The organism is Actinomadura madurae (assembly GCF_900115095.1).
In the GTDB taxonomy this organism is placed as follows: domain Bacteria; phylum Actinomycetota; class Actinomycetes; order Streptosporangiales; family Streptosporangiaceae; genus Spirillospora; species Spirillospora madurae.
The window spans coordinates 358,120-382,989 of record NZ_FOVH01000001.1 but is presented as its reverse complement, the minus strand read 5'-3'; the positions used below and the strand labels follow the sequence as shown (position 1 = coordinate 382,989).

19 protein-coding genes are annotated in these 24,870 nt (G+C 72.5%); 7 read left to right on the top strand and 12 right to left on the bottom strand.

The genetic code is table 11. The features are described from left to right. Positions 1 to 160: 160 nt before the first annotated feature. From holA to BM339_RS01825, 4 genes are all read right to left on the bottom strand, one after another. Positions 161 to 1,114 (bottom strand): DNA polymerase III subunit delta, encoded by a 954-nt coding sequence (holA, locus tag BM339_RS01840; protein WP_021597827.1) that lies wholly within the window; start codon positions 1,112 to 1,114, stop codon positions 161 to 163. Positions 1,115 to 1,604: 490 nt separating this feature from the next. Then, complete coding sequence (locus BM339_RS01835; RefSeq protein WP_256255154.1) at positions 1,605 to 3,695, bottom strand: ComEC/Rec2 family competence protein; 2,091 nt, start codon at positions 3,693 to 3,695, stop codon at positions 1,605 to 1,607. A 362-nt stretch (positions 3,696 to 4,057) separates the two neighbouring features. Then, entirely contained in the window at positions 4,058 to 4,759 is a 702-nt protein-coding gene (locus tag BM339_RS01830; RefSeq protein ID WP_083597181.1) for a ComEA family DNA-binding protein, read from the bottom strand. A gap of 67 nt (positions 4,760 to 4,826) precedes the next feature. After that, the gene (locus tag BM339_RS01825; RefSeq protein ID WP_083597179.1) at positions 4,827 to 6,137 is read right to left on the bottom strand and encodes an MFS transporter; all 1,311 of its coding nucleotides are present in this window, start codon (positions 6,135 to 6,137) and stop codon (positions 4,827 to 4,829) included. Positions 6,138 to 6,205: 68 nt separating this feature from the next. Between BM339_RS01825 and BM339_RS01820 the strand changes: the two genes are divergently transcribed. Beyond that, positions 6,206 to 6,955: a helix-turn-helix domain-containing protein gene (locus tag BM339_RS01820; protein ID WP_075020119.1), complete on the top strand. Its 750-nt coding sequence runs from the start codon at positions 6,206 to 6,208 to the stop codon at positions 6,953 to 6,955. Between the two features lies 1 nt (position 6,956). On the opposite strand, the gene BM339_RS01815 is transcribed toward BM339_RS01820, so the two are convergent. From BM339_RS01815 to hflX, 3 genes are all read right to left on the bottom strand, one after another. Beyond that, on the bottom strand, positions 6,957 to 7,802 hold the full coding sequence (locus BM339_RS01815; protein WP_075019719.1) for a DegV family protein: 846 nt from the start codon (positions 7,800 to 7,802) through the stop codon (positions 6,957 to 6,959). Between the two features lie 67 nt (positions 7,803 to 7,869). Next, entirely contained in the window at positions 7,870 to 9,084 is a 1,215-nt protein-coding gene (hutI, locus tag BM339_RS01810; protein ID WP_021592993.1) for an imidazolonepropionase, read from the bottom strand. A 456-nt stretch (positions 9,085 to 9,540) separates the two neighbouring features. Further along, positions 9,541 to 10,983 (bottom strand): GTPase HflX, encoded by a 1,443-nt coding sequence (gene hflX / locus BM339_RS01805; RefSeq protein ID WP_075019718.1) that lies wholly within the window; start codon positions 10,981 to 10,983, stop codon positions 9,541 to 9,543. A 221-nt stretch (positions 10,984 to 11,204) separates the two neighbouring features. On the opposite strand from hflX, the gene aceB reads away from it, so the two are divergent. The 5 genes from aceB (at position 11,205) to BM339_RS01780 (ending at position 17,642) form a co-directional block, all read left to right on the top strand. Beyond that, positions 11,205 to 12,812, top strand: a complete 1,608-nt coding sequence (gene aceB, locus BM339_RS01800) for a malate synthase A (RefSeq protein ID WP_021592991.1) — start codon at positions 11,205 to 11,207, stop codon at positions 12,810 to 12,812. A gap of 77 nt (positions 12,813 to 12,889) precedes the next feature. Beyond that, positions 12,890 to 14,335: an FAD-linked oxidase C-terminal domain-containing protein gene (locus tag BM339_RS01795; protein ID WP_024934616.1), complete on the top strand. Its 1,446-nt coding sequence runs from the start codon at positions 12,890 to 12,892 to the stop codon at positions 14,333 to 14,335. Next, the gene (locus tag BM339_RS01790) at positions 14,335 to 15,531 is read left to right on the top strand and encodes an FAD-binding oxidoreductase (RefSeq protein WP_021592989.1); all 1,197 of its coding nucleotides are present in this window, start codon (positions 14,335 to 14,337) and stop codon (positions 15,529 to 15,531) included. The genes BM339_RS01795 and BM339_RS01790 overlap by 1 nt, the downstream gene beginning before the upstream one ends. After that, the gene (locus tag BM339_RS01785; RefSeq protein ID WP_075019717.1) at positions 15,531 to 16,817 is read left to right on the top strand and encodes a (Fe-S)-binding protein; all 1,287 of its coding nucleotides are present in this window, start codon (positions 15,531 to 15,533) and stop codon (positions 16,815 to 16,817) included. Before BM339_RS01790 ends, BM339_RS01785 begins: the two co-directional genes overlap by 1 nt. 108 nt (positions 16,818 to 16,925) lie before the next feature. Continuing rightward, complete coding sequence (locus BM339_RS01780; RefSeq protein ID WP_021592987.1) at positions 16,926 to 17,642, top strand: hypothetical protein; 717 nt, start codon at positions 16,926 to 16,928, stop codon at positions 17,640 to 17,642. 3 nt (positions 17,643 to 17,645) lie between these two features. Here BM339_RS01780 and BM339_RS01775 read toward each other — a convergent pair whose 3' ends face one another. The 5 genes from BM339_RS01775 to BM339_RS49535 all read right to left on the bottom strand — a co-directional run bounded on the left by BM339_RS01775 (position 17,646) and on the right by BM339_RS49535 (position 23,956). Then, complete coding sequence (locus tag BM339_RS01775; protein ID WP_244938850.1) at positions 17,646 to 19,220, bottom strand: ABC transporter family substrate-binding protein; 1,575 nt, start codon at positions 19,218 to 19,220, stop codon at positions 17,646 to 17,648. 95 nt (positions 19,221 to 19,315) lie between these two features. After that, the gene (locus BM339_RS01770; protein ID WP_075019716.1) at positions 19,316 to 21,073 is read right to left on the bottom strand and encodes a dipeptide ABC transporter ATP-binding protein; all 1,758 of its coding nucleotides are present in this window, start codon (positions 21,071 to 21,073) and stop codon (positions 19,316 to 19,318) included. Continuing rightward, complete coding sequence (locus BM339_RS51125; RefSeq protein ID WP_083597177.1) at positions 21,070 to 21,903, bottom strand: ABC transporter permease; 834 nt, start codon at positions 21,901 to 21,903, stop codon at positions 21,070 to 21,072. Before BM339_RS51125 ends, BM339_RS01770 begins: the two co-directional genes overlap by 4 nt. Beyond that, positions 21,900 to 22,886 (bottom strand): ABC transporter permease, encoded by a 987-nt coding sequence (locus BM339_RS01760; protein ID WP_075019714.1) that lies wholly within the window; start codon positions 22,884 to 22,886, stop codon positions 21,900 to 21,902. The genes BM339_RS51125 and BM339_RS01760 overlap by 4 nt, the downstream gene beginning before the upstream one ends. 92 nt (positions 22,887 to 22,978) lie before the next feature. Then, entirely contained in the window at positions 22,979 to 23,956 is a 978-nt protein-coding gene (locus BM339_RS49535; RefSeq protein WP_075019713.1) for a hypothetical protein, read from the bottom strand. A 103-nt stretch (positions 23,957 to 24,059) separates the two neighbouring features. Here BM339_RS49535 and BM339_RS01750 point away from each other — a divergent pair, with 103 nt between their 5' ends. Then, positions 24,060 to 24,671: a TetR/AcrR family transcriptional regulator gene (locus BM339_RS01750; RefSeq protein ID WP_024934619.1), complete on the top strand. Its 612-nt coding sequence runs from the start codon at positions 24,060 to 24,062 to the stop codon at positions 24,669 to 24,671. Positions 24,672 to 24,870: the final 199 nt, after the last annotated feature.

Genomic DNA, 24,870 nt, shown 5'->3' with positions numbered 1-24,870 from the left:
CGACCTCGGCAACCTCGTCCTCGCCCGCGACCTCACCACCCACCAGACGGTCCCACGCGACCGCATCCCATGATCACCACCCGACCGACCCCCCGCACCACCACAGGACCGGTTTCAGTAGTTGCAGGACGCTCCGCAGGCCCGCGCACCGATCACCGGGTCACCGCCGCGCGGCGACAATCTGAGCAACCGTCTTCTCCAGGGCATACGCCGGATCGGCTGCACCGCCCTTGACCTGCTCGTCCGCCTCAGCGACCGCGGTCAAGGCGCGCGCGACGCCGTCGCCGGTCCAGCCGCGCAGCTGCCTCTGCACTCGGTCGATCTTCCACGGCGGCATGCCCAGCTCCTTCGCCAGGGCCGCGCCGCGCGCCCCCCGCGGGGCGCCGCCGACCTTCGCCAGCCCCCGCACGCCCTGCGCCAGCGCACTGACGATCAGCACCGGCGCGACGCCCGTCGCGAGCGCCCAGCGGAGCTGTTCGAGCGCCTCGGCCAGTTGCCCCTCGATCGCCTTGTCCGCCACGGTGAACCCGCTGACCTCGGCGCGCCCCCGGTAGTACCGGGCGACGGCCGCGTCGTCGATCTTCCCTCCGGTGTCGGCGACGAGCTGGCTGCACGCGGCGGCCAGTTCCCGCAGGTCGTTGCCGACCGCCTCGATGAGCCCGCGCGCCCCGTCCGGCGAGATCTTCCCGCCCGCGTTGCGGATCTCGGTCCGGACGAAGTCGACGCGCTCCCCGGCCTTGGTGACCTTCGGGCAGGAGATCTTGCGGGCCTTGAGCTTGGTCAGCCCGTCCACGAGCGCCTTCCCCTTGGCCCCGCCGTGATGGACGGCGACGAGCACGACGTCCTCCGCGGGCGTCCTGGCGTACTTCAGCACCTCGGCGGACAGGTCCTTCCCGAGGTCCTGGGCCGCCCGCAGCACGAGCACCTTCCCGCCGCCGAACAGCGACGGCGACGTCAGCTCCGAGATCCGCCCGGTCTCCAGCCCGCCCGGCGCAAGATCGATGACCTCGACCTCCGGATCTTCCACCCGCACAGACGCGACGACGTCGCCGATCGCGCGCTCCACAAGCAGCTCTTCGTCACCGACGACCAGAATGATGGGCTCAACCGACACCCCTGCAGCATGCCACGCCCACCGACCGACCGCGCTCCCGTCACCGACGTATGGTGAGCCGGCCACGCACCGCGGACCGCCACCAATACGTCCTCCCCACCGGGCAGGCCTGCCGCGATCCGGCGCCGCCACGGCCCCGCCCCCACCGTCCCAGACATCGCCCAAGACAGATGTACCGACACCACCGCCCGGGCACCGGATGCGGCGGCCGCCTTGTAGGCGTCGGCGAAACGCTCGGGCGCCGGGCGGGATGTGGTGACGGGGTGCCATCGCGTCGGCATCTCTCCCCCCGGCGAGGTGTAATGATCACCCGCGCCGCTGTGGTGTGGCTGGGGCGGGGATTGGTGGGCTGGGTGGAGGGGCGTTCGGCGCTGTCTGGCGTGGTGGGATGGCGACGGTCGCCATGCGGACGTTGGGTAGGGGCCATCCGGGGTCTTTCTGGTCGGCGTTGGTGGTCGTCTGTTGCGCGTTTTGTGGCGAACGGCGGGGGTCAGTTGCGTGGGATGACGGTGATGCCGGCTCTGGCGCTTGCGAAGGCTATGTCCCCTTCCTTGTCGGTGCGGTGGATCTGGGAGCGGAGGCGTTGCAGGAGTCCCAGGGTGGCCGGGGACGGGTGGCCGTAGTCGTTGTGGGCGCCTACCGAGATCACGGAGATGGGGGCGCGCGCAGCGGCCAGGAAGCCGGGGGCCTGGCTGCGGGAACCGTGGTGGGGGACCTTCAGGACATGGACGCGAGGGACCGCGGACGCCAGGGCGCGCTGGGCGTCGGCCTCGATGTCGCCTGCCAGGAGGGCGCTGAAGCCCGGTCTGCGGGCGACGAGGACGACGCTCGCGTTGTTGATCGTGGTGCCGTCGTCCTTCGGGGAGAGCGCGGGAGTGGTGGTCTGCGGGGCGAGGATCGACAGGGTCAGGTCGCCGACGCGCCACTGCTGGCCCGCGTGGGCGGGGCGCATCGGGAGGCCGTGGGCGAGGCGGGCTTCGCGGCCGGACGTGCGGGAGGTCGTGAGGATCGAGTGAACGGTTCGGTTGTTCATGACGCCGGATGTGCCGTTGATGTGGTCGGCGTGCGGGTGGGTCAGGATCAGCAGCGGCACGTCCTCGATGTGGAGGCGTCGCAGGCAGCCGTCGACCAGGGCCGGCTCGGGACCGGTGTCCACGACGACGGCCTGGCCGGGGCCTGTGGAGAGGGCCAGCGCGTCACCCTGGCCTACGTCGCAGGCCACCATGTGCCAGCCCGGCGGGGGCCAGGAGGGGGCCAGGACGCGCATCGCGACGACCGCGGCGAGGACGCCGGTCATGGCCGCGGCCGCGCACAGGCGGAGGCGGCGGCTGCGCAGGAGCAGGACGGCGGCGCCGCCCGCGAGCAGGAGCGTCACGGCGCCGAGACCGCCGGTGGTCCAGGGGATCGTCGCGTAGGGCAGGTCCGCGGTGGTCCTGGCCACCCGGATGATCCAGGCGACGGCGAGGCCCGCGGGCCACACGATCACCCGGGCGAGCGGCAACGAGGCGGGGGCGGTGACGGCGGCAAGGGCTCCGAGGAGGGTGGCGGGGGCGACGGCGGGGGCCGCCAGCAGGTTCGCGACGACTGCGAGCACTCCGATCTCGCCGGACAGCATCACCAGGACGGGCGCCACGGCCACCTGGGCCGCGGCGGCGACGGCGAGGGCGTCCGCGAGGGGGCCGGGGAGGCGGCGGGCCAGGCGGTCGCGCCACGGCGGCGCCAGGACGAGGAGGCCCGCGGTCGCGAGCACCGACAGCGCGAAGCCGTACGAACGCGCCAGCTCCGGGTCGATGAGGACGAGGAGGAGCACGGCGGCGGCCAGGGCGGGGATGCCCTGGCGGCGGCGGCCGGTGAACAGGGCGAGCAGGCCGATGAGGCCCATCACGGTCGCGCGCAGGACGCTCGGTTCCGGACGGGCGACGACGACGAACGCGAAGACCGCGAGGACGGCGACGGGCGGGGCCCGGCGGTGTCCGAGGCCCGCAAAGCGGCACAGCCCGAGGACCGCCCCGATGACGATCGCCAGGTTCGCGCCGGAGACCACCAGCAGGTGGGTGAGCCCGGCGGTCTGGAAGTCGTCCGCGAGGTCGGGGGCCAGGCGCGAGGTGTCGCCGACGACCATGCCGGGCAGGACGCCGCGCTGGTCAGGTGGCAGCCGAGCCACGGCCGCCCGGAGCCGCGCCCGCACGTGCTCGGCGGCGCGCTGGATCGTGGACGGTGGGCCGAGGACGGCGGGCGGTCCGCGCACGATCACGACCGCCGCCAGCAGGCCGGGGCCCTTGGGCGGAACGAACCGCCCGCGGAGCCGCACCCGCTGGCTGGGCACCAGGCGGAGCCAACGCGGGTCGCCCGCGATCAGGAGGACGGGAACGCGGACCTTGGTCCTCTGTACGGCCTCCGCTCGGGCACGGACGATGGCGATGCGGCGCCCGTTGCCCGGCTTCGCCCGCGGGTCGGCGGTCACGACCGCCTCGGCCGTCGCGAAGCGCCCGGCATCGGCGAGGCCGCGGACCGGGCCGTCGCTCACGGCGGTCGTCCGGAACGCCACCCCGGCGGCCGACGCCGCAGAGCAGGCCAGCACGACTCCGAGGATCATCCTCCGCCCGGACCGATTCCTACTAGTACGGCTGGCAACGTGGAGCACGTTTCCAGCAGAATCGCGCCTCGGGCCTGGGTCTTCGCGATCGTTGGAAGGACCGGACCGCGCCGCACTTCGGAGGCGAACGTGGAAACGCGTCGGGGGACGGTGTCCGGGAGGGTCGCGGCTCGGATTCGGGTCCGTGCCGTGGTTGGGCGGGGTCGGTCCTCGGGTGATCAGCAGGTACAGGGACGTCCCGGCGAAGGCCGCCGCCACGGCGTAGACGACGGGCGGGGGCAGGCCGATGGTGGTGGCGGCCGTCAGCCAGACCGCGAAGGCGGGGGCGAGCAGGCGGAGGTCGTGGGTCACACGCGGACCTTCGGTTTCAGGTCGGCGAAGCGGCGGGCGCCGATGCCGCTGACGTCCTGGAGCTGGTCGATGGAGCGGAAGCCGCCGTGCTCGGTGCGGTAGGCGACGATGCGCTGGGCGAGGACGGGCCCCACCCCGGGGAGGTCGTCCAGCTGGTCGGCGGTGGCGGCGTTGAGGTCGACCGGGGCGCCGGGTGCGCCCACGCCGGGCGGGGCAGCACCGTCTGGGGCGGGCGGGGACGGTGACGGCGCCCGGATGCCGACCGGGATCTGCTCGCCGTCGACGAGTTGGCGGGCGAGGTTGAGGGTGCCGGTCTTCGCGCCCTTCCGCACCCCGCCCGCGGCCTTGATCGCTTCGGCGACGCGCGAGCCGGACGGCAGCGTGACGACGCCCGGGTGCTCGACCTTGCCGAGGACGTGCACGACCACCGAGGACGAGGCCGCCGCCGGGCTGGCCGCCGGGGCGGGGCGCGGTTCGGCGAGCGAGGCGCTCGCCGGCGGGCCGGGCGCCGGCTGGGGGCGCGGCCGGGCGAGCCACAGGTAGCCGGCCCCGGCCAGCGCGGCGATGACGCCGACGAGGACGAGAATGCGGACGTGCGGTCGCTCGGGCGTCGACCGTGAGAAGGCGGCAGGCGGGTCGGCGGGTGGCTTCCACCGTCCCATCAGGGATTGGAGGCGGTCCTGCGTGTCGGGTCTCATGGCGACCGACGCTAAGGAGCCGCCGAGATCGGCTGCCGGGGAACCGCCGGTTGTGGATAACTCCGGGTCAGCGGTTCCTCGCGACGGCCGCGGCGAGAACGAGCAGGGCCGCCAGAGGCACCGTGACGTGGGTGAGCGTGCCGGGTTCCGAGAGGTAGAGGCCGCCGAACAGGGCGATAGCAAGGACGTTGGACAACAGCGTCCCGGTGTTGGTGAGCGCGGACACCGAGGACGCCTGGGCGGGCCCCACGGCCCCGGTGATGCGGTCGACGAGGGGGCTGAACCCCGCCGCGTGACCGGCACCGGCGGTGTACAGGAGGGGGATCGACAGGGAGACCGGCCAGCCGTCTCCCGCGAGCACCGGCAGGATCGACACCGCGACGGCGAAGCAGAGCAGGCCGATGGTCGGGAGGTTCGTCCGGGCCCGCCGGGGCAGACGCGTCCAGCCAAGACCAGCCGTGGCGAAACCAACGGTGTACGGGACGAACGTCAGCCCGGCCTCAAGCGGTGAGAAGCGGAGCACGTTCTGCAGGTAGAGGGCGAGCGTGAACAAGAACCCCGTGTAGGCACCCATCACGGCGCACGCCGCGAACAGTCCTGGACGCACAGAGCGTCTGCGCAGCACGGAGAGGTCCAGCAACGGCGATGAGGCCCTCAGCTCATGGACGCAGAACACGCCGAGCACTACACACCCCACTGTCAGGGAGGGCCACGTCCAGAACGGCCAACCCTGCTCCCTCCCCAGGACGAGCGGCACGATGAGCGCCGCAATCCCGAAGGAGAGGAGTCCGACACCGGGGATATCCAGGCGCACCTTCTTACCGGCCGCCGGTGGCATGAGCCTGGGTCCGACGCCGAGGAGCAACGCGCCAACAGGCACGTTCACGAGGAAGATGGGCCGCCAGCTACCGCCGACGGTCACGATGACGCCGCCCACTATCTGTCCCAGTGCGACCCCGAGCGCGAGCACCATCGAGTACAGGCCGAGTGCTCGGGCACGGGCGGGCCCCTCGAAGGAGAGCTGTATCAGCGACAAGACCTGCGGCAGCAGCAACGCAGCCGACGCGCCCTGGAAGACTCTCGCGGCCACTAGGACGGCGCCGTTAGGCGCCAGCCCGCAGGCCAGGGACGCGGCCGTGAAGCCGAACAGTCCGAGAAAGAACATCGTGCGGTGACCGAGCTTGTCGCCCAGCCGCGCCCCCGTGACGACCAGCACGGCCAAGGCGAAGATGTATCCGCCTGTGACGAGTTGCAGGAGGGCGCCCGACGCGTGCAGCCCGGACGCGATGTCGGGCATGGCCACCGCCACGATGGAGCCGTCCATCGAGACCATCGTCTGTCCCGTGAGCAGCACCACGAGCAGCCATCGTTTCGCCATTCCGCGAGTGTGCACGGTGCCCCGCCGAGGGCGCTTGAAGAAGTTTGTCCCTGCGTACGATGGCGGCCATGCACGAGTCGACGACCGTGGCGGAGACGGAGGGCTTCGCCGTCCACGCGGTGCGCTGCGCCGGGCGTCGGCCCGGCTGGTCGGAACCCGAGCCGTCCACCGCCCACCAGATCGTCCTGGTGCGTAAAGGACGGTTCCGCATGCGGTCGCGGCACGGGCGGGTCGTGGTCGACGCCGCGACCGGTTATGCGCAGGCGCCCGGCGAGGAGGGCCAGTTCGCGCATCCCGCGGGCGGCGACGTGTGCACGGCCATCACGCTCCACCCAAGCCTTGCGCGCCGGCCTTCCGGGACGGTCAGAGTCGGCGCGCGCGCGGACGTGGCCCACCGGCTCCTCCTGCGAGCGGGGCCGGACGTGGCGTACGAGACGGCCGAGCGGCTCATGAGCCTGCTCGTCCACCTGGGTCTGGACGAGCAGGGCGGGAAGCGGCGCGCGCTGGCCGACGAAGCCCGTGAGGCCATCGCCGGTGACCACCCCCAGGCGGGGAGCCTCGTCTCGCTGGCCCGGCTTCTGGAGGTCTCTCCGTCCCACCTGAGCCGGACGTTCCGAAGGCAGACCGGCATGTCAGTCACCCGCTACCGCAACCGCATCCGGGTCGGGCGGGCCCTCGACCGCATCGAGCAGGGCGAGCAGGACCTGTCCCGCCTCGCCGCCGACCTGGGTTTCGCCGACCACGCCCATCTCACCCGGACGGTCAAGGCGGAGACCGGCCGTCCGCCGGTCGCGCTCCGCCGCCTCCTGACCGCCTGACTCACAGCTGCGGCGCCACGACGACACCGAGCATGCCGGGCCCGACGTGGGCGCCGATGACCGGCCCGACCTCGCCGACGTAGACGTCCTGGACGTGCGGGACGCGTTCGCGGAGGCGGGCGGCGAGGGTCTCCGCGCGGGCGGACGCGGCGAGGTGCTGCACGCCCAGGTCGACGCTCCGGTCCCCCGCCGCGGCGACGGCGAGTTCCTCCAGCCGCGCGAGCGCCCGCGAGGACGTGCGCACCTTCTCCAGCGGGGCGAGCCGGCCGTCGGCGATGTCCAGCAGCGGCTTCACCATCAGCGCGGAGCCGACCAGAGTGGCCGCGGCGCCGATCCGCCCGCCGCGCCGCAAGTGTTCGAGCGTGTCGACATAGATCAGGGACCGGGTCAGCCCGGCACGGCGAACCGCGGCCGACACCGCCTCCTCCGCCGTCCCGCCCGCCAACGCCACGGCCGCCGCGGAAAGGGCGGCGAACCCGAGCCCCATCCCGATGGTCCCGCTGTCCAGCACGCTGACGGGAACCGGCGCATCCTCAGCCGCCAACCTCGCCGCCTCCACCGTCCCAGACATCGCCGAAGACAAATGCACCGACACCACCGCCCGAGCGCCGGACGAGGCGGCCGCCTTGTAGGCGTCCGCGAAACGCTCGGGCGCCGGACGGGACGTGGTGACGGGATGCCATTCTTTCAGCGCTTGGGCGGCTTCGGCGGTGGTGATGTCGCCTTCGTCCCGCGTGGCACCGCCGACCGCGATCTGCAGGGGGACGATGGTCAGCCCGTGCCGTTCGGCGAGCCCCGGGGGAAGGTAGGCGGTGGAATCCGTGACGACCGCGACCGCACTGCCCATGGTGGCGACACTACCCGCCCGCCAGGCGCGTCGCGGACGGCGGGAACCTCGCGGCCGGCGGAACGGGTCAGGGCTGGACGGGGACGCCGCCGCGCCAGACCCGCAGGGCGCGCAGGCCGAACGCCCACGCGAACGCGCCCTCGTGGTCGGCGTCCCACAGGACGAGGTCGGCGAGCATCCCGGGCGCGAGCGAACCGCGGTCGCCGACGCGCAGCGCGGCGGCTCCGCCGAGGGTGGCGGCGCGCAGGGCCTCGTTCACGCTCAGCCCGAACATCGCGACGGACAGCCCGATGACGAGGGGCATGGACGTGATGCCGCACTGGCCGGGGTTGTGGTCGGTGCCGAGGGCGACGGTGACGCCGCGGTCGAGCATCTGCCGGACGGGCGCGGGCGCGCGGCTGCTGTTGAGGGAGCTGCCGGGGCAGACGGTGGCGGTGACGCCGGCGTGCGCGAGGGCCTTGATGTCGTCGTCGCTGGCCTGGGTGAGCAGGTCGGCGGACGCGCAGCCGACCTCGGCGGCGACCTGCGCGGCGCCGATGCGCTCGTTGGCGCAGGCGTGCATGCGCGCCTTCAGGCCGGCGCGCTTGCCGGTGAGGAGCAGGGCGCGCGCCTCTTCGGCGGTGAAGTGGCCCTCGTCGCAGTAGACGTCGATGCTGTCGGCGCCCGCGACGGCGGCGTCGCCGGCCCACAGCCGGACGGCCTCGATGTAGTCGCGGCGGCGCCCGAAGAACTCGGGCGGCAGGATGTGCGCGGCGAGGAAGGTGGCGTGGATGCGGGGCATGGACGGCTCGCCCTCCAGCGACCGCAGCATCCGGATGTCGGCCAGCTCCCCGTCGCGGGTGAGGTGGTAGCCGGTCTTGGCCTCGACGGTGGTGGTGCCGGCGAGGATCCACTGGCGGAGCCGCTCGCGGACGCCGTTGCAGAGCGTCCAGGGGTCGGTGCCCCGGGTGACGGTCACGGTGGAGTTGACGCCGCCGCCGGCCGCGGTGATGGCGGAGTGGGACGAGCCGCTGGTCCGCATCGCCAGCTCGGCCCAGCGGTTGCCCGCGTAGACGGGGTGCGAGTGCGCGTCGATGAGGCCCGGGGTGACGAGGCCGCCGCCGAGGTTCTCCACGTGGTCGACGTCGACGATGTCGTCGATGATGCCGGGGACGCTCTGCGGGAGGTCGGACGCGGGGCCGGCCCAGACGACCCGGTCGTCGTGGATGAGCACCGCGGCGTTGCTGCAGACGTCGGTGCCCGTCCAGAGCCTGCCGATGTTCGTCAACAGCCGTACCGTCATAGGGTCACCGACCTGGGTGGGGCCATGCGCGCCGGAGCGCGGAACCGGGCGCCGTGTGGCGCTGGAAGGGGCCGCCTGCCCTCGTGCCGGGGTTCGGACCTGCCATGGTTGGGCCACCTGCTCTCGATCCGAAACGCCGGCTGGGTGCCGGCGACTCCACCGCTGGAGGGTCGGGTGACCGGGAGGCCACCATCGGCAACGAGACCGGAGATATCGGTTTCGTCACGGTAGTGCACTGAAGGTCCGTCGGACAACCTCTGATCGCAGCGCATCGACACCCATCACCCCGCCCCTAGCTCTACGACCGTACGGATTTCAACCGGACCGTCAAGCGGATTGGGCAAGCTGTCACCGTTCGGCGACCAGGAGGCGCCTTTAGTCGTCCCCGAAACGATCGTCCCGGTAGTCCCAAAATCCACCGGACCCCCACAAAAGGGGGCCCGGTGGAAAGGATATTCAGACCGTGGGCGAGACGGTCTCGTAGCGGGCCAGTTCGCTCGCGAGAACGGCCGGCACGCGGGCGTGCAAGAGCGTCCCTTCGGCGATGTGCTCCTGCTTGAGGACCTCGCCCCGCTCGTGCACCTGCGCGACGACGTCGCCGCGCTCGTAGGGCACCAGGAGGCGCAGCTCGCTCTCCAGCCCCGGCAGGTTCGCCTCGATCGCGGCGCGCAGCTCCTCGATGCCGAACCCGGTGCGGGCGGAGACGACGACGCTGTGCGGCTCGCGGCGCTGCAGGCGCGCGATCGCCAGCTCGTCCGCGGCGTCCGCCTTGTTGATGACGACGATCTCGGGGATCCGGTCGGCGTCGATCTCGCGCAGCACCTCGCGCACCGCGTCGATCTGCGCCTCGGGATCGGGGTCGGAGCCGTCCACGACGTGCAGGACCAGCCCGGCGTCGGTGACCTCCTCCAGCGTCGAGCGGAACGCCTCGACCAGCTGGTGCGGCAGGTGCCGGACGAACCCGACGGTGTCGGCCAGGGTGTAGGCGCGGCCGCCGGGCGCCTCGGCGCGCCGGACGGTCGGGTCGAGGGTGGCGAACAGCGCGTCCTCCACCAGCACCCCGGCGCCCGTGAGCCGGTTGAGCAGCGACGACTTGCCCGCGTTGGTGTAGCCGGCGATGGCGACGGCGGGCACCTGGTGGCGGCGCCGCTCGCCGCGCTTGGTGTCGCGCGCCTTGGACATGCCGGCGATCTGCCGGCGCAGCTTGGCCATCCGGGTGCGGATCCGCCGCCGGTCCAGCTCGATCTTGGTCTCGCCGGGGCCGCGGCCGCCGATGCCGACGCCGCCCGCGGCGCGCCCGCCGACCTGCCGGGACAGGTTGCCGCCCCAGCCGCGCAGCCGCGGGAGCAGGTAGTTGAGCTGCGCGAGCTCGACCTGCGCCTTGCCCTCGCGGCTCTTGGCGTGCTGGGCGAAGATGTCGAGGATCAGCGCGGTCCGGTCGATCACCTTGACCTGGACGGTCTCCTCCAGGTGGCGCAGCTGGCTCGGCGCCAGCTCCCCGTCGCAGATGACGGTGTCGGCGCCGGTGGAGATGACGACGTCGCGCAGCTCCGCGGCCTTGCCGGAGCCGATGTAGGTGGCCGGGTCGGGGCGGGACCGGCGCTGGACGAGCCCCTCGAGCACCTGCGAGCCCGCGGTCTCGGCGAGCAGCGCCAGCTCGCGCAGGGAGTTCTCGGCCGCCTCGGCCGTGCCCTCGGTCCAGACGCCCACGAGGACGACCCGCTCCAGCCGCAGGGCGCGGTACTCGACCTCGGTGACGTCGGTCAGCTCGGTGGACAGGCCCGCGACGCGGCGCAGTGCCCGGCGGTCCTCCAGGTCGAGCTCGCCCGGCAGGGGCTCGTACTCGATCTCGATGCCTTCCGGAACGTGGGTCTGGTCTGCAGAGAAAGGTTGAGTCATATGTCCTCGGTAAACGCCGCGTCGCGGCCGTATCTTCCCGGCGATCGTCTCACGCATCGTCCCCGGTGGTCACGTGGTTATCCCCCGCGTTCCCTCCTGGATTGACCCCGCCCCGTGCGGGGAGGGGCAGCCGGGGACCCCCTTTGACCGGGCCTCGCACCGCCGAGTACCGTTCTCCACGTAACAGAAGTGGAATTTCGCTATACGAAAGGGCAGGGCAGATGGCTGGACTGGAAGGCATCGAGGTCACCGGACCCCTCGGCGAGCGCTACGAGGAGATCCTGACCCCCGAGGCGCTCGGCCTGCTCGCCGCCCTGCAGCGCGAGTTCGGCGCCCGGCGCGAGGAGCTGCTGGAGGCCCGCGCGGAACGCCAGCGCAGGCTCTCCGAGGGCGGGACCCTCGACTTCCTGCCGGAGACCGCCGGCGTCCGCGAGGACGACTCCTGGCGCGTCGCCGAACCGGCGCCCGGCCTGGTGGACCGCCGCGTCGAGATCACCGGGCCGACCGACCGGAAGATGACGATCAACGCGCTGAACTCGGGCGCCAAGGTGTGGCTCGCCGATTTCGAGGACGCCAACACGCCCCTGTGGGACAACATGATCGAGGGCCAGCTCAACCTCCGGGACGCCCTCGACCGCACCATCGACTTCACCGACGCCAAGAGCGGCAAGACCTACGCCCTCAAGGCCGACGAGGAACTCGCGACGATCGTCGTCCGGCCCCGCGGCTGGCACATGGTCGAGAAGCACCTCCTCGTCGACGGCGAGCCCATGTCCGGATCGCTCTTCGACTTCGGCCTGTACTTCTTCCACTCGGCGCGCCGCCAGCTGGCCAAGGGCAAGGGCCCGTACTACTACCTGCCGAAGATGGAAAGCCATCTTGAGGCGCGGCTCTGGAACGACGCGTTCAACCTCGCGCAGGACGCCCTGGAGATCCCGCGCGGCACCATCCGCGCGACCGTGCTGATCGAGACGATCCCGGCCGCGTTCGAGATGGAGGAGATCCTCTACGAGCTGCGCGACCACTCCGCGGGCCTCAACGCCGGCCGCTGGGACTACCTCTTCTCCGTGATCAAGAAGTTCCGGGACCGGGGCGCCGACTTCGTGCTGCCGGAGCGGAACGCGATCACGATGACCGCGCCGTTCATGCGGGCCTACACCGAGCTGCTCGTCCGGACCTGCCACAAGCGCGGCGCGCACGCGATCGGCGGCATGGCGGCCTTCATCCCCTCCCGCCGCGACGAGGAGGTCAACAAGGTCGCGCTGGAGAAGGTCCGCGCCGACAAGACCCGCGAGTCCGGCGACGGGTTCGACGGCTCCTGGGTCGCCCACCCCGACCTCGTCCCCGTCTGCCGCGAGGTGTTCGACGGCGTCCTCGGCGACCGGCCGAACCAGCGGGACCGGCTCCGCGAGGACGTGCACGTCACCGCCGCCGACCTGCTCAACGTCAAGGACACCCCCGGCGAGATCACCGAGGCCGGCCTGCGCAACGACATCGACGTGGCGCTGCGCTACCTCGCCACCTGGCTCGACGGCGCCGGCGCGGTCGCCATCCACAACCTGATGGAGGACGCGGCCACCGCCGAGATCGCCCGCTCCCAGGTGTGGCAGTGGATCTACAACGGCGTCTCCACCGCCGAGGGCCGGAAGATCACCAAGGAGTGGGTGGAGCAGCTGCTCGACGAGGAACTGGGCAAGATCCGCGCCGAGCTGGGGCAGGCCTACAACGAGCCCCGCTACGACCAGGCGGTCGCCCTCTTCAAGGAGGTCACGCTGGCCGACGAGTACTCCGAATTCCTCACGACCCCCGCCTACCAGCAGTTCCCCTGACTCCCAGGGGGCTCCTGCGGCTACGGACCGGAGGCGGGATCTTGCGGCAGGTGGTGGGGCGGAGGATTGTGGAGGTGATGGACTCCTTGCGAACGCTCGCCCCCCGGTTGGAGGGGCTGCTCGGGGCGGACCGGGTGATCACCGACCCGGTGCGGCTGCGCACGTACGAGTGCGACGGCCTCACCAACCACCGGTCGACGCCCGGGATCGTCGTGCTGCCCGACACGGCCGAGCAGATCGCCGCGATCGTCCGGGAGTGCGCGGCCGCCGGGATCCCCTACGTGGCGCGCGGGTCCGGGACGGGCCTGTCCGGCGGCGCGCTGCCCCGGGCGGACGGCGTGCTGATCGTCACCTCCCGGATGCGCCGCGTCCTGGAGATCGACATCCCGGGCCAGCGGGCGGTGGTGGAGCCGGGCGTGATCAATCTGGACGTCACGCGGGCGGTCCGGCCCTACGGGTACTACTTCGCGCCCGACCCGTCCAGCCAGCAGATCTGCTCGGTCGGCGGGAACGTCGCGGAGAACTCCGGCGGCGCGCACTGCCTGAAGTACGGGTTCACCGCGCACCACGTGCTCGCCTGCGAGGTCGTCACGCCGGACGGCGAGCTGGTCGAGCTGTCGGCGGACGGGCCCGGCTACGACCTGCTCGGCGTGTTCGTCGGCGCGGAGGGCACCCTCGGCATCACCACCAAGATCACGGTGCGGCTGACGCGGGTGCCGGAGACCGTGCAGACGCTGCTGGCGGCGTTCGACTCGATCGAGGCGGGCGGCACCGCGGTGTCGGCGATCATCGGGGCGGGCGTCGTCCCGGCGGCGATCGAGATGATGGACGCGCTGGCGATCGAGGCCGCGGAGGCGGCGGTGCGCTGCGAGTACCCGGCGGGCGCCGGCTCGGTTCTGATCGTGGAGCTGGACGGCCCGGACGCCGAGGTGGCCGCCCAGTTCGCCGAGGTGGAGCGGCTGTGCCGGGACGCGGGCGCGTTCGAGATCCGCATCGCCGCCGACGACGCGGAGCGGGCGCTGATCTGGAAGGGCCGCAAGTCGGCGTTCGCGGCGGTCGGCCGCATCAGCCCGGCGTACCTCGTCCAGGACGGCGTCATCCCCCGCACGGTGCTCCCCGACGTCCTCGCCGGCATCGACGCCCTGTCCGCCCGGTCCGGGGTGCGGGTCGCGAACGTCTTCCACGCCGGGGACGGCAACCTGCATCCGCTGGTGCTGTTCGACGACTCCGAGCCCGGCGCGGAGGAGCGCGCGGAGGAGGTGTCGGGCGCGATCCTCGACCTGTGCATCGAGCACGGCGGCTCCATCACGGGCGAGCACGGCGTCGGCGTCGACAAGTCCCGCTACATGCCGCGCATGTTCACCGACACCGACCTCGACACCATGCAGATGGTCCGCTGCGGCTTCGATCCCGCGGGACTCTGCAACCCGGGGAAGGTCTTCCCCACGCCGCGCCTCTGCGGCGAGGTCCCCGGCAAGCGCAAGGGCCCCCACCCGTTCGAGGGAAAGGCGGACATCTTCTGATGCGGCCCCTGGACGCCCTGGCGAAGGTCTGCGGGGACGTGCGGCCCGGTGAGCCCGCGGAAGGCGTGCTCGGCGTGGAGCCGGCGCTCGTCGCGGCGCCGAAGAACCTGACCGAGGCCGCCGACGTGATGCGGGTGGCCGCCGAACACGACCTCGCCGTCGTGCCGCGCGGGGCCGAGACCCGGCTCGACTGGGGGACGCCTCCCGAGCGGTGCGATCTGCTGGTCGACACGCACCGGCTGGACGGCCTGGTCGAGCACACCGCCGGAGACCTGGTCGCCAAGGCCGAGGCCGGGCTGCCGATGGACCGGCTCGCTGAGAAACTGGCGGAACGCGGGCAGCGGCTCGCGCTCGACGTCCCCCTGCCGGGGTCCACGGTCGGCGGCACGATCGCCACGGGCGCGGCCGGTCCGCTGCGGTCCCTGTACGGGACGCCGAGGAACCTGGTCATCGGCCTCACCATCGTCCGGGCGGACGGGCAGATCGCGCGATCGGGCGGGAAGGTCGTCAAGAACGTCGCCGGGTACGACCTGGGGCGGCTGTTCACCGGCTCCTTCGGGACGCTGGGCCTGATCGTGGAGGCCACGTTCCGGCTGCATCCGATCCCCGCCGCGTCCGCGTACGTGACGTGCGCCGTGGACGGACCCGAAGGCGCGCACGACGCGGTCCAGAGCGTCCTGCACGCCCCTGTCGCGCCCAGCGCGGTCGAGTACATCGGCCCGGCCACGGTCGCGGTCCTCCTGGAGGGGGTACCGGACGGTGTCGCCGAGCGCTCAAGGCAGACCGTGGAGCTGCTCGGCGAGAAGGCCGAGATCGTAGAAACGGCTCCGGACGGCTGGGGCCTCTATCCGGACGGCACCACCCTCATCGACATCACCGCCCCGCCGCCCTCGCTCCGCGAGGTCCTCACCGCCCTCGGCCCGGACGCCGCCGTCACATGGAGCGGCAGCGGCCACGGGCACGTGGGCCTGCCGTCGTCACTCGAACCGGACAAGGTGGCCGACGTGCTGGGCCGCCTGCGGGACATCCTCACCCGGCACCGTGGTCACGCCGTCGTCCGCTACGCGCCGCAGGAGGTGCGCGGCGAGATCGATCTGTGGGGGCCGATCCCGGCGCTGACGCTGATGCGGCGGGTGAAGGACCAGTTCGACCCCGGCCATCGCCTGTCCCCCGGCCGTTTCGCAGGAGGTATCTGATGAGCGCTCAGGACGACCTCCCGAATCTGCTCAACGACTGCGTGCACTGCGGTTTCTGCCTGCCGACGTGCCCGACGTACGTCCTGTGGGGCGAGGAGATGGACTCGCCCCGGGGACGTATCCACCTCATGCAGCAGCACGTGGAGGGCGAGCCGCTCAGCGACGCGATGGTCGAGCACTTCGACCGCTGCCTCGGATGCATGGCGTGCGTGACGTCCTGCCCGTCCGGGGTGCAGTACGACCGGCTCATCGAGACGACCCGCGCCGACGTCGAGCAGGAACACCCGCGGTCGCTGAAGGAGAAGGCCCTGCGGGAGCTGGTCTTCCAGCTCTTCCCCTACAAGCGGAGGCTTCGCGCTCTGCGCGGCCCCCTCCGGGCCTACCAGAAGTCGGGCCTGGAGCGGCTCGTCCGGCGCAGTGGCGTGCTGGAGCGCATCTCACCGTCCCTCGCCGCGATGGAGCGGCTCGCGCCTCCGCTCGGCGCGTCGCCCCGGCTGCCCGAGCGGGTCGCCGCGCGCGGCGGGCGCCGCGCCACGGTCGCCATGCTGACCGGCTGCGTCCAGGGCGAGTTCTTCCCCGGCGTCAACGCGGCCACGGCCCGCGTCCTGGCCATGGAGGGCTGCGACGTCCTCATCCCGAGGCACCAGGGGTGCTGCGGCGCGCTGTCCATGCACTCCGGGCGCGCGGAGGAGGCCCGCGCCTTCGCCCGCCGGACGATCGAGACGTTCGAGGCCGCCGACGTCATCGTGGTCAACTCCGCGGGATGCGGGTCGGCGATGAAGGAGTACCGGGAGCTGCTCTCGGACGACCCGTCCTGGGCGGGACGCGCCGACGCGCTCTCGGCCAAGACGCGGGACCTCGCCGAATACCTGGTGGAACTCGGGCCCCGCGCGCCGCGCAGGCCACTTCCGGTCACGGTCGCCTACCACGACGCCTGCCACCTCGCCCACGCCCAGGGGGTGCGGAGCCAGCCGCGCGACCTGCTCGCCGCGATCCCCGAGCTGACCGTCCGCGAGATCGCCGAACCGGACATCTGCTGCGGCTCCGCGGGGACCTATAACCTGTTCCAGCCGGAGGCCGCCGGCGAACTCGGCGACCGCAAGGCGGTGAACGTGGACGCCACCGGAGCCGAACTACTGGTCGCCGCCAACCCCGGCTGCTCGATGCAGATCGCCACCGCGCTGCGCCGGCGCGGCGCCGGCATCGCCGTCGCGCACACCGCGCAGGTGCTGGACGCCTCCCTGCGGGGACTCGGCCGCGACCCCCTCGTCGCGCGCCGTTCGTAACCCGCTGACCTGGACCGCCGTCGTTCCGGGCGTCCGGTATCGTGTCCTGCCGCCGGAGACAGGACGCGCTGACTGAGCCTGGAGAGGGCCGAGGGAGCACGCACGACCATGTCGAACAGCTACCAGCCGCACCGCTCGCACCGCCGGAGAAGGAAGAGCCACTCGGGCAGGCTCGGCCTGGCCGGGGCCCTGACCGGGGCCGTCGGGATCGCCGCGGTGGCCGGCGCCATCGTGTACCTGCGGCCCGGCACGGGCGAGCGGGAGTCCACCGAGCCGGCGCTCGCCAGCCAGGGCGGCGCGGGCCGGCAGGGCACGTCCGTGCCCGCGCCGAAGGCCGGCCCGCCGGTCAACTTCACCACGCCCGAGGGCTACGGCTACAGCCTCGCCGCCGTCAAGGCGGGGACGAACCGTCAGCCGCTCGGCGCGACCGAGGCCCCGCCGTCCGGGACGACGTACGCCTACGCCGACTACATCCTCACCAACAACCAGCGGCGGCCGGTCCTGCTGGACTACCCCGCCGACCTGTTCATGCCCAAGGCGCAGGTGCCGGAGGACGCGCAGGAGCGGTGCATGCCGCAGGCCGGGATCGCCGCCGACATGTGCACGCTGCCCAACCACAGCAAGATCACCGGGCTGATCGACGGGTCGAAGGCACCGGTCGACGACAACGGCACCGCGATGATGCCGGCGGGCGCCTCCTACGTCGTCCGCATCGCCTCCGACCTGCCGGTCAAGGAGGGCCTCTCCGCCGACGACCTGCAGGTCTACGTGTGGAACGCCCGCTACACCAGCGACCGGAAGGGCATCCGGCTCGCCTTCCCCTGACGGTCACCGCCGCGTGAACCCGACGTCCTCGTAGGCGGGCTCCAGGAAGCCGCAGGCGCCGAGGTTGGCCAGGCCCGCACGGACCGCGACGAGCTGGGGGCGCTGGTAGAGCGGCAGGACCGACGCCTGGCGCCAGATGAGCGCGTCCGCCTCGTTCACCCGGGCGCGGGTCCGCACCGGGTCGGTCTCCGCGATGGCCCGGTCCATCGCCGCGTCGATCGCGACGGTTCCGGTCCGAGAGTAGTTCTGCCGGACGCCGCGACCGTCCGGCCGCGCGAACACCGCCTTCATCGGCGACACCGGGAACGCCGTCCCCAGCCAGGAGAACGGGACGATGTCGAAGTTCCCGGGCGTGACGTACCGGTCGAAGACGTCATCGGACGGGGCGACCTCGACGTCCACCTGGACGCCTATCCGTTCGAGGAGCGCGCGCGTCAGCTCCCCTTCGCGCTTGCTGATCGGTACCCCGGACGGCACCACGAAACGCAGGGAGAGCGTCCGTCCGGCCTTGGCGCGGTACCTGCCATCGAGTCTCCAGCCCGCCTCGTCCAAGAGCCTGCGGGCGCGCGCCGGGTCGTACCTGCCGAGCGGTCCGGAGTTGTCCCGATAGCCCTCCTGCGTGTTGACATAGAAGTGGTTGCCCATCGTCTCGACCGGCACGCCGAGGCCGGACAGGTCGGACCGCGCGATGGCGCGCCGGTCGATGCCGAGCACGATCGCCTGCCGTACGCGTGCGTCGGACAGGACGGGCCCCGCCGCGTTGAGCGTGAGGTTCCGCCAGTCGGGCCCGCCCGCCCTTCGGACGGCGGCGCCGTCGACCCGACCGGCGCGCTGCAGGGCGCCGGCGTCGAGCCCGATGTCCATCAGATCGATCTCGTGGTTGGCGAACGCGCCGGGCATGGCGCTGGTGTCCATGGCGCGGTACACGATCCGGTCGAGTTTCGCGGGGGCGCCCCACCATGCCGGGTTCCGTACCACGGTGAGGGTTTTGGCCGTCCGATCGATCCTCTGGACTTTGAACGGTCCCGCAGTGACGGGCAGTCGGTCCACCCAGCCGGTGTTGAATGCGCGTGCGGTCGAATAGGCGACCGCCGGATAGAGAGGGCTGAAAAGGCTGCGCCACTCCGCATACGGCTGCGTGAACGTCACCTTGACTACATGCTCACCCGTGCCGCGTTCAATGCGCTTGATCTGCCGGTAGCCGGTAGTGGTGGAGACCTCGTGGCGCGAGTCCCGTCCCGACAGGGCATGGGCTTGCGCGACGAAATCGGCGTATCCGATGGGCCTGCCGTCCGACCAGCTGGCGCGCGGGTTCAGCTTGTAGATGACCGTCTGGCCGTGGTTGGTGCGCTTTGCCTTGGCCGACTCCAGATATTCCGGGACCGGATGCGGAACGGCCTTCTCATCGGAGCGCATCAGATAGGGCAGGACGCCGTGGATGACGCGAGCGACCGTTCCCTGGGTGCCGTTGACATGATGGAAGTTCCACTGTGATGGAAACTCCGGCAATGGCCAGCGCAGTGTTCCGCCGTCGATGACACGGTCGCGCGGGGCAGGGTTCACATCTGACGCGGGCAACGGCTCGATTGTCCCGGTCATCGAGGTCGGAGTGGCAGAGCATCCGGCACCGGGCATGAGCGCACCCGCGGCGAAGATCACGGCGAGTAGCCGTTTCACCCTCCGCTCCCTGCAGCGACGGCGTGGCAGGCGACTGAGTGGTCATTGTTCTTTTCAGGCTTCACAGGACGTAATCCCGGGTCGTTCTCTTCGCATAGGCGCCTGTCGACGGCGGTGAGCGTGACGTACTTCGGGCAACGGGCACGGAAACGGCATCCCGCTGGTGGAACGGTTGGATCGGAAGGGTCTCCTCGCAAGAGAACGCGGTCGCCGTCGGGGTGCGGGCGCGCCCCCGGAAGCGCGGCCAGAAGGGCGCGCGTGCAGGGATGGCGGGGTGCGCCGTACACGTCGCCGACCGAGCCGATCTCGACGATGCGGCCCCGGGACATGACGGCCACCCGGTCGGCGATCCCATGGACGAGGTCCAGGTCATGGGCGACCAGAAGGAGCGCGAGACCGAGCCGAGCACGCAGGTCCCGCAGGAGGTCCATGACACGGGCCTGCGCGGCCTTGTCCAGGGACGACACGGGCTCGTCCAGCAGGAGCAGGCGCGGTTCCAGGGCGAGCGCCCTTGCCATGGCCACCCGCTGACTCTGACCACCCGACAGCTCATGCGGGTAGCGCTGGGCATGACCGGGTTCCAGCCCCACCAGTTCCAGCAGCCGCCCCACGCGGTCCCCGACCGGCACACCGTGCGCGGTCAGCGGCTCGGCCAGGATGGCGGCCACCCGCATCCGCGGGTTCAGCGACGCGCAGGGGTCCTGGAAGACGACCTGGACCTCCCTGCGTAAACCCTTGCGGTGGGCGGCACCCAGAGACGACGTGTCACGGCCCAGGATCGTGACGCGTCCCTCCGGCGGACGTGACAGCCGCAGGATCTCCATCAGAGCCGTCGTCTTGCCGCTACCCGACTCCCCGACGAGCGCGAGCGTCTCCCCCTCCCGGACGTCGAAACCGATGCCGTCCACGGCGGGCACTGTCCCGGTCCTGCGGCGCAGCCTCGGGGTATGTACCGCGTGGTGGCGGACGAGACCGTCCACTTCGAGCACGACGGCACGGTCGGACCGGGGCGAAGGCGCCTTCACGGCCCGGGGCGGCGCCTTCAGCCGCTGCGCCGGGCCGCCCTCCACGGCTCGCCCCTCACGCATCACCATGAACCGGTCGGCGAACTCCGCGACGACCGCAAGGTCGTGGCTGATCACGACGATCGCGGCGCCGGTCGCCCGCTGCGCGTTCCGCAGCACGTCCAGGACCTGTGCCCGGACGGTCACGTCCAGCGACGCCGTCGGCTCGTCCGCCACGATCGCGACCGGATCGCCGGCGAGGGCCATGGCGATCATCACGCGCTGCCGCATCCCGCCGGAGAACTCGTGCGGGAACCCCCGGGCCCGCCGCGCGGCGTCGGGGATCCCGACGAGGTCGAGCAGCTCGGCGGCGCGTGCGCGTGCCGCCGCGCGGGACGTCCCCGAGTGGATCCGGACGGCCTCGGCGATCTGGCCGCCCACGGTGCGGACGGGCGTGAGCGCCGACAGCGGATCCTGGAACACGATGGCCAGGTCCTTACCGCGCACGCGGGACAGCTCGGCGTCGGTGCGTCCGAGCAGTTCCCTCCCGCACAGCCGCACGGACCCCGTCACGTGCGAGCCGTCCGGCAGAAGCCCCATCAGGGCGAGAGCCAGCGTGGTCTTGCCCGCCCCGGACTCACCGACGATCCCGAGGGTCTCCCCTGACTCGACGGTGAAGCTCAACCCGTGCACCGCCCGCACGCCGGACGTATGACCGACCGTCAGATCGGCGACCTCCAGGACCGTCACCCCGCGTCCTCCGGGTCGAGGACGTCCCGCAGCCCGTCGCCGAGCAGGTTGACGGCGAGCACCGTCAGGACGAGCAGGCCCGCGGCGGCCCCGGGCGCCCACCCGAACGCGGAGGCGGCGTGGCCGTCGGCGAGGACCGTCCCGAGCGAGACGTCCGGCGGCCGCACCCCGAAGCCCAGGTAGGACAGCCCGCTCTCCGCGGTGATCGCGACGCTGACGTTCAGGCTCGCGTCCACGGCGAGCAAGGACGCCATGGGCGGCAGCACATGCCGGACGATCACCCGCGGCGCGCCCGCCCCGAGGAGCCTGGCGGCGACCACGTACTCGCGCTCGCGCAGCGAGACCGTCGTGGCCCGCACCATCCGCGCGGTCACCATCCACATGAACGCCGCCAGCAAGGGCACGAGCACGGGCCACCCGCCGCCCAGCCGCGGTGCGAGCACGACGAGGACGAGGAACGGCGGGAGCACCAGCAGGAGGTCGGTGCCCCACATCAGCGCCCGGTCGAGCCGTCCGCCCGCGAATCCGGCCACGGCACCGGTGACGGCGGCGAGGCCGGTCGCCAGCAGGGCCGCGCACAACCCGATCAGCAGCGACCGCTGCGCGCCGCGCAGCGTGAGGGCGAGAACGTCCCGCCCGCTCTGCGTCGTGCCGAGCCAGTGGCGCGCGGACGGCCCTTGCCCGAAAGCGGTGAGGTCCGTCTCGTCCCATCCCCACGGCGACCAGAGCGGCCCGGTGAACGCCGTGGCACCGAGCAGGACGAGCAGGGCAAGCCCGGCGACGACCCGGCGACTGCCCTTGAACCCCAAGGCCAGGCCGCCCACGCTCATCGCGCCGCCCGGAAACGGACGCGCGGGTCGAGGGCGGCGGTGAGGACGTCCGAGGCCAGCCCCGCCAGGAGCACCGCGCAGACGGCGACGCACTCGATGGCGGCGACCGCGTTGACGTCCCCGCGCCTGATGGAGTCGGCCAGCCACTCCCCCATCCCGTGCCGACCGAAGATCTTCTCGATGAACACGCCGCCGAGGAGCAGCGGGCCGGACGTGTAGGCGAGATACGTCGCCATCGGCACCAGCGCGACCGGGAGCCCGTGGCGCAGGAGGGCGCGCCGCCTCGGCAGGCCCTTGGCCCGCGCGGTGCGCACGAAGCCGGCGTGCAGGACGTCCAGCATCAGGCCGCGCTGGTAGCGGCAGCAGAGCGCGAGTTGCGCCAAGGCGATCGTGACCGTCGGCAGCAGCAGATGCCGCGCCCGGTCCGCGACCGCACCGATTCCCGAGACACCGGGTGTGTACTCGCCCACCCACACGAAGGCCTGGACGCCCATCGCGTCGTTGGCCTCGCTCGCGGCGATCTGCAACAGCACCGCCAGAACGAACACGGGCGCGGCCACCAGGAGGTAGGAGCCGAGCGAGATGATCCGGTCGGCCGCGCGTCCGCGCTTGACGGCCGCACAGGCGCCGAGGGCGACACCGAGCGCGCTCCCCAGCACGGCCCCCGGCGAGACCAGCCGCAGGCTCACCCCGAGACGGCGCCGGAGCTCGGCGGCGACCGGTTCGCCGTCCCATGTCCGGCCGAGGTCGCCGTGCAGGACGCCCCTGGCCCAGGTGAGGTACCGCGTGGCCAGGGGCGTCCGGTCGTTCATGTTGAGCGCGTCGAGGCGGGCCTCGATGACGGCGTCCGGCGGGCGGGGTGCCCGGTCCGCGACGTTCGCGCGCGGGTCGAGCGCCGCGGCGGCGAGCAGGTAGCCGAGGCCGGTGGCGCCCAAGGCCAGCACGACGCGGTTCACCAGCCGCCGCAGCAGGAATCCCGCCAACGTCTCCCCTCCCGCACCAGCCCGAAGTCACGGAATGCTATCGAGCGGACACGTAGTGGGACAGGAGAACGTCAAGGATCGCCAGGGGAAGGTCAAGCCGGAACAGGTTCGCGGCTCACGGTGGGCTCTTCTCCGGTACGTCCGCGCATGGCGCCGAGCACGAAGAGCACCAAACCGGCGACGGCCCATGCCGCCAGGACGGCGAGCGCCCCGCCGCCGCCCGCGCCGTCGAAGAACGCCGTCGACCTCAGCAGCGTGACCGACGCCCCGGGAGGCAGGAACTGGCCGAGCTCGCCCCAGGGCTGCGGCAGCATCTCCGGCGCCGACGCGGCCGCCGACAGGGGGTTGCCGAGGAGCAGCATGGTGAGCGCTCCGACACCGATCCCGGCGCGCCCGATCGCCGCCGCGAGGCCTGCGATCGCGCCGGTGACGGCGAGCACGGTCAGCGACATGACGCCGGCGACGGCGAGGTAGGAGCCGGGCAGCAGCGACAGCCAGCCCTGCGCGACCCCGGCGACGCCGAGCCCGCCGAGCGCCGCGAACAGGACCGCGCCCGCGGCCCGCCACCCCGCGGCCGGGATCGCGAACGTCAGCAGCACCGCGGCGGCGATGCCGGACATGACCAGCGGGAGCGCGAGGGCGCCGAAGCCCGCGCCGCGCGGGTCGTCGGAGTCGGCGGCGACCACGTCCTCGGCGGGCGAGGAGGCCGCGCCTCCGCCGAGCCGCGCCGCGACCGCGCCGAGCTGCTGGGCGATGGCGGGCGAGGCCGCGGAGGCCGTGAGCACCTTCGGCCCGGACGGCGTGGCGACGATCGCGCCGTAGGCCTCGCGGTCCTGGAGCGCGACCCGCGCGGCCGCCTCGTCCGGACGGGTCCGGACGTCGAACGCGCCGGGCCGCTCCCGGTCGAGCCGGTCGGCGACCGCGCCGGCCTGCGGACCGGTCACGACGATCGGGACGTCGCGCGGCTCCGTGCGCGCGGCCGGCCAGGAGAAGGCGATGATCATGATGAGCTGCAGCACCGCGGCGGCGACGGCGACGCCGGCGGTGCGGCCGGCGAGCGAGGACCGCATGGGGGCCACCTCCAAAAAACGAATGTCCGTTCTCTTATATTCGCCAGGGTCGCATCGCGGGCCCTCGCTGGTCAAGAACGGACGTTCGTTTTATATTGGCGCCATGCCGAGAGTGAGCGAAGAGCACCTGGAGCGCCGCCGCCGCCAGATCCTGGAGGCGGCCCGCGCGTGCTTCGTCCGCAAGGGCATCCACGAGACCTCCATGCAGGACATCTTCGCCGAGGCCGGGCTCTCCGCCGGCGCGGTCTACCGGTACTTCAAGAGCAAGAACGAGATCATCGAGGCGAACGTCGCGACCGTGGTCGGCGAGCTGCACGCCTTCTTCGACGAGCTCGGCCGCAGCGAGCCCCTGCTCCCGGTCGACCAGGTCATGGAGCGCCTCGCCGGCAAGGTCGTCGAGCTGTCCGGCGAGGACGGCCCGCTCCGGCTCGCCCCCCAGGCGTGGGCGCTCGCCCTGCACGATCCCGAGATCGCCACGTACGTCGCCGAGAACGTCGCCGGCCTGCGCCGCACGTGGACGGCCTACATCCGCCGCATGGTCGAGGCCGGCCTGCTTCCGGCCGACATCGACATCGAGGCCGCCGCCAAGACGCTGTTCTCGCTCATGCCCGGATTCCTCGTCCAGCGCCTCGTCCTCAAGGACTTCTCCCCCGAGGAGGTGGGGCGCGGAGTGCGGGCGCTGAGCCGCGACAGCATGTTGACTCTGCTGGCCTGACCCCGCTGCCGGTCCGCCGGCCCGCCCGGTCGGCGCGGGCGGCGGCCGAACCCGCCCCTGTCAGAGCTCAGCCGCGCCGCCTGCGCCGTACCGCCCGGCCGGCGAACGCGGCGCGCCCCCGGCCGCCCGCCCCCCCATCCGGGCCACTCTGACCTGCGCCTTCCGTTCAACTCGCCGGGTTCCGCGGTTACCATCACGT